Raw genomic sequence first — 17,758 nt, forward strand, 5'->3', positions numbered from 1 at the left:
CTTCCCGGGCGCTGAGCCCGGGTGCTTTGCGAAAGGTACGTCGTGCAAATTCTCCAGGTCGTCCTGCAGGTCCTGCTGGGCATCACCAGCCTCCTGCTGACGCTGCTCATCCTCCTGCACAAGGGGCGGGGCGGTGGTCTCTCCGACATGTTCGGTGGAGGCGTCACCTCCAACCTCGGCGCATCCGGTGTCGCCGAGCGCAACCTGAACCGCATCACCGTGGTTCTCGGGCTCGTCTGGATCACCTGCATCGTCGTGCTCGGACTCATCACCAAGTTCGATTCCGGCGCGTAAGCGCCCCCAGTTCACAACGAGGAGCAGCATGGCATCCGGAGGAAGTGCAATTCGGGGATCGCGCGTCGGCGCGGGCCCGATGGGCGAGCAGGATCGTGGTTTCCACGCCGAGCGCGTCACCATCTCATACTGGGACGCTCTCGGAAATGAGACGGTTCGCCACTTCGCGGCGAACCTTCCCGACGAGGAGATCCCTGACGTGATCGACTCGCCGTCGTCGGGCTTGCCCGCCGGCCGCGACAAGGAAAACCCGCCGTCTGTGACGAAGCTCGAGCCGTACAAGACGCACCTGGCCTACGTCAAGGAGCGTCGCACCGAGGAAGAGGCGGAGCAGCTCCTGGAGGATGCGCTCAACCAGCTCCGCGCGCGTCGCGGCAAGCTGAGCCCCACCAACTAGAGCAACACAGAAGAAGCCCCGCCGGTCGTTGACCGGCGGGGCTTCTTCGTGTGTGCGTATGGGTTCAGTAGCTCGGCGCGATCAGGTTCTCCGGAACGTCGACCGACGCATCCTTGTCGACGAAGAACACCGTGCGCTTGCGACCCTTGGCACCGGCGACCGGGACCTCGGTGTAGCTGGCGCCCGCCAGAGCGAGCCCGAGGGCGCTGGCCTTGTCGCTGCCGGCGAGCACCAGCCAGATGCGGTCGGAGGCGTTGAGCACCGGACGCGTCAGGCTGAGCCGGGCGGGCGGCGGCTTGGGGGAGTCGCGCTCCGCGATCACCGTCGCCTCCGTCTCGCGGATGCCGGCGCGGTCGGGGAACAACGACGCGATGTGGCCGTCGGGACCGACACCGAGGAAGGTGATGTCGAACCGGGGAGCGCGGGCGCCCTCCGGCGCGAACGCCTCCAACTCGGCGGCGTAGACCGAGGCGGCCTCGTCGATGTCGGCGATCTCATCCGACGCGGGGAACGGGTGGATGTTCTCCGGAGGCACAGCGATGTGGTCGAGCAGCGCTTCGCGCGCCTGGCGCTCGTTCCGCTCCTCGCTGGCCTTCTCGACGAACCGCTCGTCGCCCCACCAGAAGTGGACCTTGGACCAGTCGACGCTGTCACGGGCAGGTGACGAGTTGATCGCCTCCAGCACAGCGATGCCGACCGAGCCGCCGGTCAGCGCGATGTTCGCCTCATCGAGCTCATCGAGGATGTCGACGGTCTTCGTGAGGAATCGGGCTGCGACCGATCCGGTGAGCGCTTGCTTGTCGGGGTGGACGAGCACCCGCCGTTCGTTCGTCATGCGTTGGCGCCCGCTCCCTTGTCGGCGGTCTCGAGCTGGTCGAGACCTCTGGTGATCACCTCACCGTACAGATCATCAGGGTCCAGCCTACGCAATTCCTCGGCGAGGCAGTCACGGAGGCTGCGGCGCGGCAGCGCGAGGTCGTGCGTCGGCTGGTTCGGCTGCGACAGCCGGGCGACGTTCGGGATCTCGCGTTCGAGTTCGATGATGCCGGAGGCACGCTCCATGCGGACACCGTGGATGCCGCTGGAACCGGTCGCGCGCGACGACAGGTCGTACTGCACCGGCACCTGCAGCTGCAGGCCCAGCCAGGAGGCGAGCAGGAGCGTGGACGGCGAGTCCGCCGCGCCGGCGACCTCCACCGCGGTGATCGGCTCGTACGGCGGCTGGTCGAGCACGGCGGCGAGCTGAGCACGCCAGAGCGTGAGCCTGGTCCAGGCGAAGTCCGTGTCGCCGGGGGCGTACGTCTTCGACAGGTGGTGCAGAGCGCCCTGCGGGTCCGGCTGCGCAGACGCGTCGGTGATGCGACGGGTCGCGATGCGGCCGAGCGGCGACTTCGAGATCACCTCGGGGGCGACCCCTGGCCACCAGACGACCACGGGGGCGTCGGGGAGCAGCAGGCCGGTGACCAGCCCCTCCTCGTCGCTGGCGGTCTCTCCGTAGGCGCGGAGCACGATGACCTCGCTCGCCCCGGCGTCTCCGCCGACGCGGATCTGCGCATCCAGGCGGCCATCGCCGTTGGAGGTGCGCTCCTCCTCTGTGGAGACCACGATGACGCGCATCGGGTGCTCACGGGAGGCGTCGTTGGCGGCCTCGATGGCCTCCTCCTCCTGACCGAGGTGGGTCGCGATCACCAGGGTGAGCACGCGGCCGAGGGCGACGGCGCCGCCCTCTTCACGGATTTTGACGAGCGTCTTCGAGATGTTGCTCGTCGTGGTGTCGGGCAGATCGACGATCATGGACGCCTCCAAACGCGGCCGTCGCGGGCGAGAAGCTCGTCCGCGGAGCTCGGGCCCCAGGTTCCCGGCCGGTACTGCTCCGGCTGGCCCTGGGTCTCCCAGAATTCTTCGATCGGGTCGAGGATCTTCCAGGAGAGCTCGACCTCCTCATGGCGGGGGAACAGGGGAGGGTCGCCCAGCAGCACATCCAGGATGAGCCGCTCGTACGCCTCCGGGCTCGCCTCTGTGAACGCGTGGCCGTAGCCGAAGTCCATGCTCACGTCGCGCACCTGCATCCCAGCACCCGGCACCTTGGAGCCGAAGCGGATCGTGACGCCCTCGTCGGGCTGCACGCGGATGACGAGCGCGTTCTGGCCGAGCGCCGACGTCTGGCTCTCCGCGAACAGCTGCTGCGGAGCGCGCTTGAAGACCACAGCGATCTCGGTCACCCTGCGTCCGAGGCGTTTGCCGGCCCGCAGGTAGAACGGGACGCCCGCCCAGCGGCGGGTGCCGATGTCGAGCTTGATGGCCGCGTATGTCTCCGTGGTGGAGTCGGGGTTCATGCCGTCCTCCTGGAGGAACCCGACGACCTTCTCTCCGCCCTGCCAGCCGCTGGAGTACTGACCGCGCGCGGTGGAGGTGCTGAGGTCTTTCGGCAGGCGGACCGCCGCGAGGACCTTCTCCTTCTCGGCGCGCAGATCGGCGGCGTCGAAGGAGATGGGCTCCTCCATCGCCGTCAGCGCCAGGAGCTGAAGCAGGTGGTTCTGGATGACGTCGCGGGCGGCGCCGATCCCGTCGTAGTACCCTGCGCGTCCTCCGACGCCGATGTCCTCGGCCATCGTGATCTGCACGTGGTCGACGTAGTTCGCGTTCCAGATCGGCTCGTACAGCTCGTTGGCGAAGCGCAGAGCGAGGATGTTCTGCACCGTCTCCTTGCCGAGGTAGTGGTCGATACGGAACACCGAGTCGGCTGGGAACACCGACTCGACCACGGCGTTCAGCTCACGGGCGGTCTTCAGATCGCTTCCGAACGGCTTCTCGATGACGACACGGCGCCAGCCCGTCTCGGACTGGTCTGCCAGGCCGGACCGGCGCAGCTGCTCGGTGACGAGCGGGAAGGCCTTCGGCGGGATCGACAGGTAGAACGCGTGGTTGCCCATCGTTCCGCGTTCCTTGTCAAGCTCCTCGACCGTGTTCTTGAGACGCTCGAAAGCCGCGTCGTCGTCGAACTCGCCGGGAACGAACCGGATGCCCTGGGCGAGCTGCTTCCAGACGTCGTCCTCGAACGGCGTTCGAGCGTACTGCTTCACGGCGTCGTAGACGACCTTCTCGAAGTCCTGGTCCTCCCAGTCACGCCGGGCGAACCCGACGAGGGAGAAGCCGGGAGGAAGCAGGCCTCGGTTGGCGAGGTCGTAGACAGCCGGCATCAGCTTCTTGCGGGACAGGTCGCCTGTCACGCCGAAGATGATGAGGCTGCTCGGGCCGGCGATGCGATTCAGTCGGCGATCGGAGGGCAACCGCAGCGGGTTGAACTCCGGGGTGATTTCCACCGGGGACATTGAGCTCCTAGGTCAGGACGGTGCGCTGTTAGTTGACGGCCTCGAACAGCGAGACGACGCTCGCTTCCGGGTTCGTCAGGTTCAGGGTCAGGACCGGGCGTCCGTGCTCGCCGAGCACGCTCGCGTCGCCGGCGGCCTGGGCCTGGATCAGCTGGCCGAAGGTGAACGGACGGTCCGGGATCTCCAGGTCTTCCGCCGAGTCGGCGGTGATCTGCAGGAACACGCCGACGGCGGGGCCGCCCTTGTGGAACTGACCGGTGGAGTGCAGGAAGCGCGGTCCCCAGCCGAACGTCACGGGACGCTTCGACTTGGCGGCGAGGAGGTCGCGCATCCCCGCGAGCTGCGGGAGGGCGAGACGGTCGACGTATGCCTGGATGGAGACGTAGCCGTCCGGTCCGAGCTGGGCGAGGAGCGCATCCACTGCCGCATCGAGGGTCGCTGCGGCACCGAGGAAGTCCCCGGTGGTGCGAACCTCGATGCCGCTCGCGACGAACGCGGGCGTCGCGGGCTCCGGACGGTTGTCGAGCAGGGCGCGGGCGGCGATCTTGGCCGCTTCGACGTCCGGCTGGTCGAACGGGTTGATCCCGAGCAGACGACCGGCCACGGCTGTGGCGTATTCCCAGACGATCAGCTGCGCGCCGAGGCTGCCGGAGACCAGGATCTCGCCGTCGTGACGGTTGGCGGGGAACAGGTGGTGCGCCTCTGCGTTGTCGACCAGGCGCACGATCTGCAGGTCGGCGAGCTTCTCGCCGACCTCGGGGGAGAGCGGGTCGAGGACGACGGGGAGGAGGCCGGTGCCTTCCTTGCCCGTCGACTCCGCGATCAGCTGTTCCGCCCAGTCGGCGAAGCCGACGATGTGCGTTCCGTCGGCGATGATGCCGAGCTTGTCCTTGAGCGGGCTGGTGCCGGCGATGGCGGCGCCCAGCACGAGGCCCGGGTTCGCGTCGTTGTCGACGGCGAGCTCGATCAGGGTCGCCTCCGCCTCGTCGAGCAGTTCGCCGATGTTCACCCCGGCGAGACCGGACGGCACGAGGCCGAACGCGGTGAGCGCCGAGTAGCGGCCTCCGACGTTCGGGTCGGCGTTGAACACGCGGTATCCGGCCTCGCGGGCCGACGCGTCGAGCGGCGAGCCGGGGTCGGTGACGACCACGATGCGCTCGGCAGGGTCGATCCCTGCGTCGCGGAACCACTTCTCGTAGACGCGGCGCTGGCTGTCGGTCTCCAGCGTCGAACCCGACTTGCTGGAGATGACGACGGCCGTCTCTGCGAGACGGTCGCGGAGCGCGGAGAGCACCTGTCCTGGATCGGTGGAGTCGAGCACCGTCAGCTCGGCCTCCGCCGTCTTGGTGATGACCTCCGGCGCGAGCGACGATCCGCCCATGCCGCCGAGCACGATGTGGTCGACGCCCTTCGCATGGAGCTGCTCGCGCAGCGCCGTGATCTCGGCCACCAGCGGGCGAGAGATCGAGACGGCCTCCGTCCAGCCGAGGCGCTTGGACGCCTCGGCTTCGGCGGCGGGGCCCCAGAGGGCGGGCTCCTGCGCGGTGATCCCGGACGCGACGCGGTCGGCGACGAGCTGGGGGACGACGGCCTTGACGGCCTCGGCGGTGGCTCCCGTGACGTGGATGCGGAACGTCACTTGGCCGCCTCCAGCGCTGCGGTGACGGTGTCGAGCAGTTCGTTCCAGGACACGACGAACTTCTCCACGCCCTCCTTCTCGAGGACGGCGGTGACGTCGTCGTAGGAGATGCCGAGCGCGGCGAGCTTGTCGAGGACGCCCTGGGCGTCCGCGTAGTTGCCCGTGACGGTGTCACCGGTGATGACGCCGTGGTCGAAGGTCGCGTCGAGCGTCTTCTCCGGCATCGTGTTGACGGTGTTCGGGGCGACGAGCTCGGTCACGTAGAGCGTGTCGGGCAGGCTCGGGTCCTTGACGCCGGTCGAGGCCCAGAGCGGACGCTGCTCGTTGGCGCCGGCCGCGACGAGTGCCTTGGCACGGTCGGTGGCGAAGGCCTCCTCGTAGACCTGGTAGGCGAGGCGCGCGTTCGCGATGCCCGCCTTGCTCTTGAGCGCGAGCGCCTCGTCGGTGCCGATCGCGGTCAGGCGCTTGTCGATCTCGGTGTCGACGCGCGACACGAAGAACGAAGCGACCGACTGGATGCCCGAGAGGTCGATGCCCGCGGCCTGAGCCTGCTCGAGTCCGGCCAGGTACGCCTCGATGACACCGCGGTAGCGGTCGAGGCTGAAGATCAGCGTGACGTTGACGCTGATCCCGGCTCCGATCACGGCGGTGATGGCCTCGAGGCCTTCGACCGTGGCGGGGATCTTGATGAGCACGTTCTGCTTGTCGACCTTGGCGGAGAGCTTCTTGGCCTGCTCGATGGTGCCTGCCGCGTCGTGCGCGAGACCGGGCTCGACCTCGATCGAGACGCGACCGTCGGTGCCTTCGGTCTGCTCGTAGAGTTCGTGGAAGATGTCGCTGGCTGCCGCGACGTCGTCCGTGGTGATTTCGAACACGGCGTCGGTGACGTCGGTGCCGGCGGCGGCGAGGGCGCGCACCTGCGCGTCGTACGCCTCTCCGTTGGAGAGCGCGGTGGCGAAGATCGTCGGGTTCGTGGTCACGCCGACCACGTTCTTCTCGGCGATGAGCTTCTGCAGACCGCCGGAGGCGATGCGCTCACGGGAGAGGTCGTCCAGCCAGATGCTGACGCCTGCTGCGGAGAGCTGTGCGGTGGGGGTGGAGTCTGTCATTTTCTTCTATCTCCTCTTGTCTCGCGCTTAGAGCGACGCGAGCGATTCTTTGGCTGCGGCGACGGCGTGCTCGGTGGTCATGCCGAACTCGCGGAACAGTGTCTTGTAGTCGGCCGATGCACCGAAGTGCTCGATCGAGACGCTGCGGCCGTGGTCGCCGACGTATGCCCTCCAGCTGAGCGCCAGGCCGGCCTCGATGGAGACGCGGGCCTTGACGGCGGAGGGGAGCACTGACTCCTTGTACTCGTCACTCTGCTCCTCGAACCATTCGAGGCTCGGAGCGGAGACGACGCGGGCGTTGATGCCTTCGCCCCGGAGGACCTCGCGGGCCTCGACGGCGATCTGCAGCTCGGAGCCGGTGGCGATCAGCAGCACGTCCGGGGTGCCGTTCGGCGCCTCGGCGAGCACGTACGCGCCCTTGACGACGTTCGCGGCGGACGCGAAGGTGTCGCCCGTGGCCTCACCGTCTCCACGCTCGAACACCGGGATGTTCTGGCGGGTCAGCGCGATGCCGGCCGGGCCCTTACGGCGTTCCAGGATGGTCTTCCAGGCGTACGCCACCTCGTTGGCGTCGCCGGGGCGCACCACGTCGAGCTGCGGGATGGCGCGGAGCGCGGAGAGCTGCTCGATCGGCTGGTGGGTCGGGCCGTCCTCGCCCAGCGCGACGGAGTCGTGCGTCCAGACGAAGATCGACGGCGCCTTCATCAGCGCGGCCAGGCGGACGGCGGGGCGCATGTAGTCGCTGAAGATCAGGAACGTGCCGCCGAACGCGCGGGTCGGCCCGTGCAGGACGATGCCGTTCAGGATCGCGGCCATGGCGTGCTCGCGGATGCCGAAGTGCAGGACGCGGCCGTAGGGGTTGCCGGTCCACTCGTGCGTCGAGTGCTCGGACGGCACGAACGACGCCGCACCCTCGATGGTGGTGTTGTTCGACTCGGCGAGGTCAGCCGAACCGCCCCACAGCTCGGGGATGATCGGTCCGAGTGCGTTGAGCACCTTTCCGCTCGCCGCGCGGGTGGAGACGTCTTTGCCCGCCTCGAAGACGGGCAGAGCCGCCTCGACGCCCTCGGGAAGTTCGCCGGTGAGGAGGCGGTCGAGGAGCTGCTTGCGCTCCTCGTTGGCCGCAGCCCAGGCGTCGAAGCCCTTCTGCCATTCGGCACGCTGTTCGGCGCCGCGCTCGACGGCCTTGCGGGTGTGCTCGATGACCTCGGGGGCGACGTCGAAGTTCTTGTCGGGGTCGAAGCCGAGAACCTCCTTGACAGCGCGCAGCTCGTCGGTGCCGAGAGCCGAACCGTGGATCTTGCCCGTGTTCTGCTTCTTGGGAGCAGGCCAGCCGATGATCGTCTTGAGGATGATCAGCGACGGCTTGTCGGTGACGCCCTGCGCGGCGACGATGGCGTCGTGCAGCTCCTGTACGTCTTCCTCGTAGACGCCGGTCTTTTTCCAGTCGACCACCTGGACGTGCCAGTGGTACGCCTCGTAGCGCGCCTTGACGTCCTCCGTGAAGGCGATGTTGGTGTCGTCTTCGATCGAGATCTGGTTGCTGTCGTAGATTGCGATGAGGTTGCCGAGCTGCTGGTGGCCGGCGAGCGAGGACGCCTCGCTGCTCACGCCTTCCTGCAGGTCGCCGTCTCCGGCGATCACGTAGACGAAGTGGTCGAACGGGCTGGTGCCCTGGTCGGCCTGTGGGTCGAAAAGACCGCGCTCGAAGCGGCTGGCGTATGCGAAGCCGACGGCCGAGGAGATGCCCTGACCGAGCGGTCCGGTGGTGATCTCGACGCCGTCCGTGTGCCCGTACTCCGGGTGGCCCGGCGTGAGCGAGCCCCAGGTGCGGAGCTTCTCGAGGTCGTCGAGCTCCAGGCCGTATCCGCCGAAGTACAGCTGGATGTACTGGGTCAGCGAGCTGTGGCCCGCCGAGAGGATGAAGCGGTCGCGGCCGAGCCAGTGCTGGTCGTGCGGGTCGCGGCGCATCACCTTCTGGAACAGGAGGTACGCGGCCGGAGCGAGGCTCATGGCAGTACCGGGATGCCCGTTGCCCACCTTCTCGACTGCGTCTGCCGCGAGAACGCGAGCGGTGTCTACTGCCTTGTTGTCAATGGGATCCCATTGCAGAGCTGCCACGTGAAAACTGACCCTTCGTAGAAAATGGTGAGGGCCGTCGTGGTCCCGCACCGGTTGAGGTAGTGCGCGCCGTGGACGTCATCGGCGCCGGACCGCATCCGTTCGAGTCCTACAAAAGGCCACGGGGATATTCGGGCTCCGGCTGGCGAGCACCTCCAAGTATAGGTAACGCACACGAAACATGGGGTGTTCCCTCGGCCGGTTGTGGATAACGCGCCCGGGGAGTAAGCGGGCCGGGTATCCTAGAATCGCTGGGGGATCGGTCGAATCGTTAGAGGAGCAATGGACGTCGCTGTAGAGAGCCGTGTCGAATCGGGCCGAATCGGCGTCGCCCGCAAGGTCAAGGCATACTTCGCACTGACGAAGCCGCGTGTCGTCGAGTTACTCCTCGTGACCACCGTTCCGACGATGATCCTCGCGGCCAACGGCATCCCGAACCTCTGGCTGGTCGTCGCCACCGTGATCGGCGGGTACATGTCCGCCGGTTCCGCCGGTGCGTTCAACTGCTACATCGACCGCGACATCGACCGCGTGATGAAGCGCACGAAGAACCGCCCGCTCGTCACCGGCGAGCTGACCGACCGCGAGGCGCTCGTCTTCTCCTACACGCTCGGCGTCGCGTCCGTGCTCGTGCTCGGCTTCTTCACCAACTGGCTGGCAGCAGGGCTCTCGCTCCTCGCCATCCTGCTGTACGTCGTCTTTTACACGCTGATCCTCAAGCGCCGCACCCCGCAGAACATCGTCTGGGGCGGCATCGCGGGCTGCATGCCCGTCCTGATCGGCTGGGCGGCCGTGACCGGCTCGCTCGACTGGCCGGCGTTCATCCTGTTCGGCGTGATCTTCCTGTGGACGCCGCCGCACTACTGGCCGCTGTCGATGAAGTACCGCGAAGACTACAAAGAGGCCGGCGTGCCGATGCTCTCGGTCGTCCGTGGTCGCGCCGTGGTCGGCCTGCAGGTCATCCTCTACGCGTGGGCGATGGTCGCCTGCTCGCTGCTGCTCATCCCGGTCGCGCACATGGGCCTGGTCTACTCCACGATCTCCGTGGTGGTCGGCGCCTGGTTCCTCTACGAGTCGCACCGCCTGTACAACCTGGCGATCCGCCACGCCGCCGTGTCGCCGATGCGCGTCTTCCACGGCTCCATCGCCTACCTGACGCTGATCTTCCTCGCCGTCGCCATCGACCCGCTCCTGCCGTTCTGACGATGCGCGTGCTGCGCACGGAACGTCTCGTTCTCGATGCGCCGCGCGAGTCGGACATCGACGCCGTCTTCGCCGCCTGCCAGGATCCCGGCATCCAGCGGTGGATTCCGATCGCGTCCCCGTACACCAGGGAGAACGCCGCGTTCTTCGTCCGCAGCTATGTGCCGCACGGTGAAGCGAGCGGCCGGTTCGCCGTCTGGGCGTACCGCATCGCAGACGGGCCGCTGCTCGGCGTCGTGGAGGTGCGAAAGGACGAGGCAGATGGCTCCGCCTCCCTCGGCTGCTGGCAGGCTCCGGAGGCGCGGGGCCACGGCTACATGAGGGAGGCGCTGCGGCGCGTCCTGTCGCACGCTCTGGCCCCGGACGGGCTGGGCTTCACCAGGCTGCGCTGGGAGTACCTGGTCGGAAACGAGGCCAGCAAGCGTCTCGCGACCGATCTCGGCTTCGTCTTCACCGGCGCACCGGCGCACACCGTCGAGTTTCGCGGGGAGTCCCGCGAAGCGTTCTTCGGCGTCCTGACCGAAACCAGCCCGGCCTGACTGCTGTGCTGCCGGTGACCCGAGGGTTCGTCAGTCGGTGTCGCGGTGTTCTGCCAGGAACCGTTCGCGCTGCTCGTCCTGCTCTCTGAGCATCGTGTCGTACTCTTCCTCCAGTTCGCCGACCCTGCGGCCCGCGTACGCGACATTCTCGACGGCGGTATCCGAGACGCGCCGGAGCTGTTCGCGGAAGCCCGGATCGTCGACCACGCCTTTGTGCGCGCCGAGGCTGTAGAACGTCTCTCCCACCTGGTCGATGCGGGAGCGGTAGTGGCCGATGTACTGCTCGGCCGACTCCAATTTCAGTCGTGCGGTCCGGCGCTCCTGGTCGTGGGCGTCTTCCAGTTCCGCGAGCGAGTGGTGGGTCACCATGCGATGCTGTTCACCCCCGTGGCGTAGTCGCTCTCCGTCTTCAGCTCGTTGAGGCCGCGTTGCACCGTGTCCGCGACGGCCCCCGCGAGGACCGAGTTGCCGAGATCCGCGGTGCTGAGGGTGAGACCGACGGCGGAACTCGCGGTAGCGACGACGGCGGACTCGCTGAGCTTCACGGCGGAGTTGTTGGCGTGGACGATCGGCGGCATCAGGCTGTTCAGGAGCTGGACTGCTGCACCGTGGACGTGCGCCTCGATCAAGTCCTCGACCTCGTGGACGCCAGTCCGCACCTCCCGGTCGATGCCGTCGAAGAGTTCCGTGACGAAGTCTGCTGGGTTCATAATCAATGCTGCTCCTATCCGCCGAGACCGAAGGTCACGGCCCACTGCGCGTCCTGATCCAGGGTGTGACGCACCGACTGAGAAATGCCCTGGCTGAGCTGGTCCACCCGCACGATGTGGCGGTCGACCCGTTCGCCGACCTCCCGCACGGCGTCTTCATCGACGTTCTGGTGAACGTGCAAGCGGTGCGCATCGATGCAGTGCTCGATGTCGTACGCCGTGATCGTGGGCAGGACCGCGGCGGCGTTTTTCGCCGCCAGCAGACCGTCCTCCATCCTGGGGATGATGCGGCCGTTGGCCGACTTGATCTCGGCCAGCGCGGTCGCGGTTCCGCCGATACTCGCCGCGAGGCCGAGAGCGGAAACCGAATTGACCGCCACCAGAGCCCCCGACACGGTAATGGCCAGTGTCTTCATCGCTGCCGGGTCGTTTGCGGTAACGGCCAGCGCCAGCAGCACGGGAGCAAAAACAGTCGCGGCTCCGGGAAGGAGCGTGTCGGCGGCGTTCGCGAGGATGTCGTCGAAGTAACGAGCTTTCGCACCGGCGTCGGTGACCGAACCATCCGGATCGAATGTGAACGCGCCGCCCTTTCCGATGTTGTGATAGTCCAACGTGTCGCGGCCCCGCTTGTCGGTCACGAAATCGGCAGCGCCCGTGCGGTTGCCGAAGATGTTGCCGACGATGTCCCACTCGTTCACGTAGTTGTGCAGCCGAAGACGACCCGCCTTCTTTTCGGCCTCCAGCCGCTTCTTCGCCTCAGGCGACAACGAGTGCCACGGGTCGGGTCCGTTGAAGGTCGTCGCGTCCCAGTCGTTCTCCGCGGCCACCAGCAATGCGAGGAACGCGCCCAGCGAATGCCCGGCCGTCGAAAGAGTCGAGCCAGGATGCGCCTCCTTCACCCGATCGGCGAAGCGCAGAGCATCCGGTACCTGGCTCAGCGGACCCTGCGTTCCCCCGACGATCGTCTCGACATCCTCCAAGATGTCAGCACGGTGATCCGGATTCGTGCCCGCATACGACACCACGATGTGCGACATGTCCGGCACGCCATCCACGACCGGGACAACCGCCATCGCCTGGAAGCCATTCGCCGCATGGTCCTCGGTGTCGATCACTTGATAGGCCTGCGTGTGGTCGCCGCTTCCGGCGCGAAATCTTTCGCCCACGCTCAGCGGAGGATCCCGGCGTAGTCGGTCAACCTCGTACGCCTTGTCCGCGAGGTCCATGTACTGCTCCGCGGTCGTCACTCGATCACCTCCGACGTTTCATCGCTATAGACGACCGTCAACGGGAGGTGCGGAACGGACATCGGTGCTTCGGGCGGCATACTGTCGCCGCCCACGAATGAGGGACCGAGTGATGGGCTGATGATCACGTGGTACTCAAGCCCCTCGATTGTTGCGATCGCATTTGCTCGCCACGACGCACCGAGGCCTGGCCGCCCACCTTCCTGCGTGAACCGGACCTTTTCGACGTTCGGTTGGTACTCGTCGCGGAAGTAGAGCGCGGCCGCTCGCTGCTGTTCTCGGACTGGGGGGTCTGGTGTCATGAGGCGATCTCCTATCAATGAGCAGGCTGTCAGGCCAACGATCAGGGCGACGCCGAGCAGCGCAGCGCACACCGCTCGAACTCCTTTCGCGTACGGAGCGTTTTGGATCAAGCGGCCTTTGGCGGTCGTCACTCGATCACTTCCGACGTTTCATCGCTATAGGTCACCGTCAACGGGAGGTGCGGAGCGGACATCGCTGGTTCGGGCGGCACGCCGGTGCCGCCCACGAACGATGGACTGGTGGCCGGTCCAATGATCACGTAGTAATCCCCGTCCTCGACAGTGGCCACGGCGTTCACGCACCAGGGGACGCCAAGGCCGGGCCTGCCGCCGTCCCGGGTGAACCGGATCTTTTCGACGTTCGGCTGGTACTCGTCGCGGAAGTAGAGTGCCGCCGCTCGCTGCTGTTCCCGAACGGGAGGGTCGGGTGTGATGAGGCGATCGCGTATCGACGAACAAGCCGCCAGACCCGTGATCAGAACGGCGCCGAGCAGGGCTGCGCTCACCGCTCGTCGAACTGCTCGCGAGGCGCCAGGCGCCTGCGACATCAGTCGAGCGACCCGAACCCTTGGCGGGTCGGAGCTGACCCGTTCTCTGTACACCACATTAATATCTTACACATGACATCGTCAGGCATCACGGCGCGGCGGTTCCAGTACTCTTGAAGACTTTCGCAGATCGTCGGCGTCCCGACCGGGCCGTCAGGCGACGGCGGCGCCGCGCTCGACTGACAACGCGTCTGCGGGGTTCGCCTCGGTGACGGGCGCCTTGAGCGAGAGGACTACGGCCGTCATTGCGGAGGCGAGCGTGGCCGCGAGCATCATATGGATGCCGACCAGGATGCCGGGCAACCCGGTGTTCGCCTGGATCAGTCCGACGGCGATCTGGAGCACCTCGACCGCGAGCAGGTACATCGTGAACCGGTGCACACGTGTCGTCCTGATGCGCAGTGACGCGATGACGAGTACGAGGGTCAGTGCGAAGGTGAGGTAGGCCGGGATCGAGTGGACGTGCTGCAGGATCTCCGGGTTCAGGCCGTTGCGCGGCGCTTTGGCGTCTCCCGCGTGCGGTCCCGACCCCGTGGTGAGGATGCCGACGATGATCGTGACGGCGACGACGAAGCTCGTGATGTGCGTGGTGATGGCGAACCAGCGGGGCACCGCGCGCATCCGGGGTCCCGGTGTCGCGTACAGGCGGAACACGAACGCGGTGCAGAGGGCGACGAGCGCGATCGAGACGACGAAGTGGAAGCCGACGACGTACGGGTTCAGGTCGGTGAGCACGCTGAGGCCGCCGATGACCGCTTGGGCGGGGATGCCGAGCCCGGCGAGCAGGGTGAGCCAGAACAGGTCCTTGCGTTCTTTGCGGAGTCGCAGGATCGCGATGAACGCGACGATGGCGATGATCCCGAGCAGCACGCCCAGCAGCCGGTTGCCGAACTCGATCACGCCGTGGATGCCCATCTCCGGCGTGTTGACCAGCGAATCGGCCGTGCACTTCGGCCAGGTGGGGCAGCCGAGGCCGCTCGACGTGAGCCGGACGAGCCCTCCAGTGCCCACCAGAACGATCTGCCCGACGAGGTAGATCCACCCGATGACCTTCAGCCGGACGTCGACACGGTCGGGCAGCCAGGCGATGATGCGCTTCATTCTGGGTCTGATTTCCTTGCTTCTGGTTCGGATACTCGGGCAACGCGCAGGCGCGTCTCTACTATTACCGGTCTGCACCTGTAGAATTGGTGGGTTCGAGAAACGCGCCCGATGCGCGTGCCTGCAATTGCAGCCGGGGCGATGGAGCCCGAGTCTCCGAACAGTTTAGGTACGCACACCAGCCACCCGCACAATCAGGACGCTGTGCAGGTCGTGTATTCGACCAGTACGAGGGAATGAGCCGGAATGATAGCCGGTTACGAGTGGAAGGAAACGAGGTAGATATGTCAGACATCCTGATCGACCGCCCCGAACTCGACAGCCTTGGGCAGTACGAGTTCGGCTGGGCCGACTCCGACGCGGCAGGGCAGTCCGCGCGTCGAGGGATCTCGCCTGAGGTGGTGACCGATATCTCCGCGCTCAAGAACGAGCCGGAGTGGATGCGCGAGCGTCGCCTCAAGGCGCTGCAGCTCTTCGAGCGCAAGCCGATGCCCACCTGGGGCGCCGATCTCTCCGAGATCGACTTCGACAACATCAAGTACTTCGTGCGGTCCACCGAGAAGCAGGCCCAGTCCTGGGAAGACCTTCCGGAAGACATCCGCAACACGTACGAGAAGCTCGGCATCCCGGAGGCGGAGCGTCAGCGCCTCGTCGCCGGCGTCGCCGCCCAGTACGAGTCGGAGGTCGTCTACCACCAGATCCGTGAGGATCTGGAGCAGCAGGGCGTCATCTTCCTCGACACCGACACTGCGCTGAAGCAGCACCCGGAGATCTTCCAGGAGTACTTCGGAACGGTCATCCCGGCCGGCGACAACAAGTTCGCCGCGCTGAACACCGCTGTGTGGTCTGGCGGATCGTTCGTCTACGTCCCGAAGGGCGTCCACGTCGAGATCCCGCTGCAGGCGTACTTCCGCATCAACACCGAGAACATGGGGCAGTTCGAGCGCACCCTGATCATCGCGGACGAGGATAGCTACGTCCACTACATCGAGGGCTGCACCGCCCCGATCTACAAGTCGGACTCCCTGCACTCCGCCGTGGTCGAGATCATCGTCAAGAAGAACGCCCGCGTCCGGTACACGACCATCCAGAACTGGTCCAACAACGTCTACAACCTCGTCACCAAGCGCGCCACGGCCGCCGAGGGCGCGACGATGGAGTGGATCGACGGCAACATCGGCTCCAAGGTGACGATGAAGTACCCGTCGATCTACCTGATGGGGGAGCACGCCAAGGGCGAGACCCTCTCCGTCGCGTTCGCCGGCCCCGGCCAGCACCAGGACGCCGGCGCGAAGATGATCCACATGGCGCCGTACACGCAGTCGTCGATCGTCTCCAAGTCGATCGCGCGCGGCGGTGGTCGCGCCGGTTACCGTGGTGAGGTCAGGGTGGATGCGAACGCGCACCACGCGGCCAACACCGTGCGCTGCGACGCTCTGCTCGTCGACTCCATCTCCCGGTCGGACACCTACCCGGCGATCGACATCCGGGTGGACGACGTCCAGCTCGGCCACGAGGCGACCGTCTCGCGGGTCAGCGAGGAGCAGCTCTTCTACCTGATGTCGCGCGGAATGCCGGAAGACGAGGCCATGGCCATGATCGTGCGCGGCTTCATCGAGCCGATCGCGCGGGAACTCCCGATGGAATACGCACTCGAACTCAACAAGCTCATCGAGATGGGCATGGAAGGCTCTGTCGGCTAAATGACCACCGCCACCCCGAAGACCATCGAAACCGAGGGAACGGCAGCGCCGAAGCACATGCGCAGCGCTGTGCCCGTGCAGACCCGCTCCGACCGTTTCAAGTCCACCGTCGTCTCCGAGTTCCCGGATGTCACCGGCCGCGAGGCCGTCTGGAAGCACACTCCCGTCGCCCGTCTCGCCGAGCTCATCTCCGGCGAGCTGGACGGCGCGCCGTACGTGTTCGACGCGAACGTCGCCTCCGGTGTCAGCACCGCGTGGGTCGGTCGTGACGACGCCCGCATCGGCAGCGCAGGCACGCCGGAGGACCGCGCGTCCGCGAACGCGTGGAGCACCTTCGAGCAGGCGCTCCTCATCTCCGTCAGCGGAGACGAGGGCGCAGAGTTCACGCTCACCAGGTCGGCTCTCGGCAGCGCGCCCCGCGCGGCGCACACCATCGTCGAGGCCGCGCCGCACAGCCGGGCGACGGTCATCCTGCAGAACAGCGGGGCCGCGCGTCTCACCGAGAACGTCGAGTTCCTGCTCGGCGAGGGCGCGCACCTCACGGTCGTCACCGTGCAGGAGTGGGACGACGACGCACTCCACGTCGCCACCCACTTCGCCAGCATCGGCCAGGATGCGCTGCTCAAGCACGTCGCCGTCACGCTCGGAGGAAGTGTCGTCCGACTGAACCCGTCCGCGCACCTCGCCGGCGAGCGGGCCGACGCCGAACTGTTCGGCGCATACTTCGCCGATGCCGGCCAGCACCTCGAACAGCAGGTGTACGTCTTCCATGACGCACCGGCCACCCGCAGCCGCGTCACGTACAAGGGCGCTCTGCAGGGCGACGGCGCTCGCACGGTCTGGATCGGCGACGTGCTGATCGGGCCGAAGGCCGTCGGCACAGACACCTACGAGCAGAACCGCAACCTCGTCCTCACCGACGGCGCTCGCGCCGACTCGGTCCCGAACCTCGAGATCGAGACCGGCGACATCGTCGGCGCCGGCCACGCCAGCGCCACAGGCCGGTTCGACGACGAGCAGCTGTTCTACCTGCAGTCCCGAGGGATCACGGAGGAGGAGGCTCGTCGCCTCGTCGTCCGCGGCTTCCTCGGCGAGATCGTGCAGCAGATCGGTTCGCCGGCGCTCCAGGAGCGTCTGCAGGCCGCCATCGAGGCCGAGCTCGAGTCCGCCGTCACGGTGGGGAGCTGATGGGCACGCGCGTCTGCTCCGCCGACGAGCTGGTGGTCGACCAGGCCACCCGCGTCGTCGTCGACGGCACGCCGATCGCCCTCGTCAAAGACTCGGCAGGAGACATCCACGCCATCGGTGACACCTGCACGCACGGCGAGATCTCGCTGTCGGAGGGTTTCATCGAGGGCGAGACGCTGGAGTGCTGGGCGCACGGCTCGCAGTTCTCCCTCCTCACCGGCAAGCCCCTGAACCTACCGGCGTACGAGCCGGTCCCCGTCTACCAGGTCGAGCTCATCGACGGAGACGTCTACCTCGACCCGAACGCAACGAAAGAGATTTAGTC

19 protein-coding genes are annotated in these 17,758 nt (G+C 66.9%); 7 read left to right on the plus strand and 12 right to left on the minus strand.

The genetic code is table 11. From position 1 onward, the window contains the following. Nucleotides 1-42: 42 nt before the first annotated feature. Entirely contained in the window at nucleotides 43-294 is a 252-nt protein-coding gene (gene secG / locus AC37TH_RS13240; protein ID WP_490764804.1) for a preprotein translocase subunit SecG, read from the plus strand. Between the two features lie 28 nt (nucleotides 295-322). After that, nucleotides 323-691: an RNA polymerase-binding protein RbpA gene (locus AC37TH_RS13245; protein ID WP_490764805.1), complete on the plus strand. Its 369-nt coding sequence runs from the start codon at nucleotides 323-325 to the stop codon at nucleotides 689-691. 64 nt (nucleotides 692-755) lie between these two features. Here the strand turns inward: AC37TH_RS13245 and pgl are convergent, their stop codons facing one another. The 6 genes from pgl to tkt are packed head-to-tail and all read right to left on the minus strand — an operon-like array spanning nucleotide 756 to nucleotide 8,892. Next, on the minus strand, nucleotides 756-1,526 hold the full coding sequence (gene pgl, locus AC37TH_RS13250) for a 6-phosphogluconolactonase (RefSeq protein WP_490764806.1): 771 nt from the start codon (nucleotides 1,524-1,526) through the stop codon (nucleotides 756-758). Then, nucleotides 1,523-2,485, minus strand: a complete 963-nt coding sequence (locus AC37TH_RS13255; RefSeq protein WP_490764807.1) for a glucose-6-phosphate dehydrogenase assembly protein OpcA — start codon at nucleotides 2,483-2,485, stop codon at nucleotides 1,523-1,525. Before AC37TH_RS13255 ends, pgl begins: the two co-directional genes overlap by 4 nt. Further along, nucleotides 2,482-4,023, minus strand: a complete 1,542-nt coding sequence (gene zwf, locus AC37TH_RS13260) for a glucose-6-phosphate dehydrogenase (protein ID WP_490764808.1) — start codon at nucleotides 4,021-4,023, stop codon at nucleotides 2,482-2,484. The genes AC37TH_RS13255 and zwf overlap by 4 nt, the downstream gene beginning before the upstream one ends. Before the next feature lie 28 nt (nucleotides 4,024-4,051). Continuing rightward, the gene (locus AC37TH_RS13265) at nucleotides 4,052-5,662 is read right to left on the minus strand and encodes a phosphoglucose isomerase-related protein (RefSeq protein WP_490764809.1); all 1,611 of its coding nucleotides are present in this window, start codon (nucleotides 5,660-5,662) and stop codon (nucleotides 4,052-4,054) included. Then, the gene (gene tal / locus AC37TH_RS13270) at nucleotides 5,659-6,771 is read right to left on the minus strand and encodes a transaldolase (RefSeq protein ID WP_490764810.1); all 1,113 of its coding nucleotides are present in this window, start codon (nucleotides 6,769-6,771) and stop codon (nucleotides 5,659-5,661) included. Before tal ends, AC37TH_RS13265 begins: the two co-directional genes overlap by 4 nt. 27 nt (nucleotides 6,772-6,798) lie before the next feature. Then, nucleotides 6,799-8,892, minus strand: coding sequence for a transketolase (gene tkt / locus AC37TH_RS13275; RefSeq protein ID WP_490764811.1), 2,094 nt, complete (start codon nucleotides 8,890-8,892; stop codon nucleotides 6,799-6,801). Nucleotides 8,893-9,174: 282 nt separating this feature from the next. Here tkt and AC37TH_RS13280 point away from each other — a divergent pair, with 282 nt between their 5' ends. Then, complete coding sequence (locus tag AC37TH_RS13280) at nucleotides 9,175-10,095, plus strand: heme o synthase (protein WP_490764812.1); 921 nt, start codon at nucleotides 9,175-9,177, stop codon at nucleotides 10,093-10,095. A gap of 2 nt (nucleotides 10,096-10,097) precedes the next feature. Further along, nucleotides 10,098-10,634 carry a GNAT family N-acetyltransferase gene (locus tag AC37TH_RS13285; protein WP_490764813.1) on the plus strand — a complete coding sequence of 179 codons (537 nt, stop codon included), beginning with the start codon at nucleotides 10,098-10,100 and terminating at the stop codon, nucleotides 10,632-10,634. Between the two features lie 30 nt (nucleotides 10,635-10,664). On the opposite strand, the gene AC37TH_RS13290 is transcribed toward AC37TH_RS13285, so the two are convergent. The 6 genes from AC37TH_RS13290 to AC37TH_RS13315 all read right to left on the minus strand — a co-directional run bounded on the left by AC37TH_RS13290 (nucleotide 10,665) and on the right by AC37TH_RS13315 (nucleotide 14,542). Further along, nucleotides 10,665-11,000 (minus strand): hypothetical protein, encoded by a 336-nt coding sequence (locus AC37TH_RS13290; protein WP_490764814.1) that lies wholly within the window; start codon nucleotides 10,998-11,000, stop codon nucleotides 10,665-10,667. Continuing rightward, nucleotides 10,997-11,344, minus strand: a complete 348-nt coding sequence (locus AC37TH_RS13295; protein ID WP_490764815.1) for a hypothetical protein — start codon at nucleotides 11,342-11,344, stop codon at nucleotides 10,997-10,999. The genes AC37TH_RS13290 and AC37TH_RS13295 overlap by 4 nt, the downstream gene beginning before the upstream one ends. A gap of 14 nt (nucleotides 11,345-11,358) precedes the next feature. Beyond that, a complete protein-coding gene (locus tag AC37TH_RS13300) occupies nucleotides 11,359-12,591 on the minus strand; it encodes a Tle-like phospholipase domain-containing protein (RefSeq protein ID WP_490764816.1) in 1,233 nt (410 codons plus the stop codon). Beyond that, nucleotides 12,588-13,025 carry a hypothetical protein gene (locus AC37TH_RS13305; protein ID WP_490764817.1) on the minus strand — a complete coding sequence of 146 codons (438 nt, stop codon included), beginning with the start codon at nucleotides 13,023-13,025 and terminating at the stop codon, nucleotides 12,588-12,590. The genes AC37TH_RS13300 and AC37TH_RS13305 overlap by 4 nt, the downstream gene beginning before the upstream one ends. Further along, entirely contained in the window at nucleotides 13,022-13,399 is a 378-nt protein-coding gene (locus tag AC37TH_RS13310; protein WP_490764818.1) for a hypothetical protein, read from the minus strand. Before AC37TH_RS13310 ends, AC37TH_RS13305 begins: the two co-directional genes overlap by 4 nt. A gap of 195 nt (nucleotides 13,400-13,594) precedes the next feature. Further along, nucleotides 13,595-14,542, minus strand: a complete 948-nt coding sequence (locus tag AC37TH_RS13315; RefSeq protein ID WP_490764819.1) for a COX15/CtaA family protein — start codon at nucleotides 14,540-14,542, stop codon at nucleotides 13,595-13,597. Nucleotides 14,543-14,826: 284 nt separating this feature from the next. On the opposite strand from AC37TH_RS13315, the gene sufB reads away from it, so the two are divergent. Genes sufB through AC37TH_RS13330 form a run of 3 tightly spaced genes read left to right on the plus strand, consistent with a single transcriptional unit; the run spans nucleotide 14,827 to nucleotide 17,756 of the window. Further along, nucleotides 14,827-16,245, plus strand: a complete 1,419-nt coding sequence (sufB, locus tag AC37TH_RS13320; RefSeq protein ID WP_490764820.1) for a Fe-S cluster assembly protein SufB — start codon at nucleotides 14,827-14,829, stop codon at nucleotides 16,243-16,245. Beyond that, nucleotides 16,246-17,433: a Fe-S cluster assembly protein SufD gene (sufD, locus tag AC37TH_RS13325; RefSeq protein WP_490764821.1), complete on the plus strand. Its 1,188-nt coding sequence runs from the start codon at nucleotides 16,246-16,248 to the stop codon at nucleotides 17,431-17,433. After that, nucleotides 17,433-17,756 carry a non-heme iron oxygenase ferredoxin subunit gene (locus tag AC37TH_RS13330; protein ID WP_490764822.1) on the plus strand — a complete coding sequence of 108 codons (324 nt, stop codon included), beginning with the start codon at nucleotides 17,433-17,435 and terminating at the stop codon, nucleotides 17,754-17,756. Before sufD ends, AC37TH_RS13330 begins: the two co-directional genes overlap by 1 nt. Nucleotides 17,757-17,758: the final 2 nt, after the last annotated feature.

Source organism: Leifsonia sp. McL0627 (assembly GCF_058244615.1).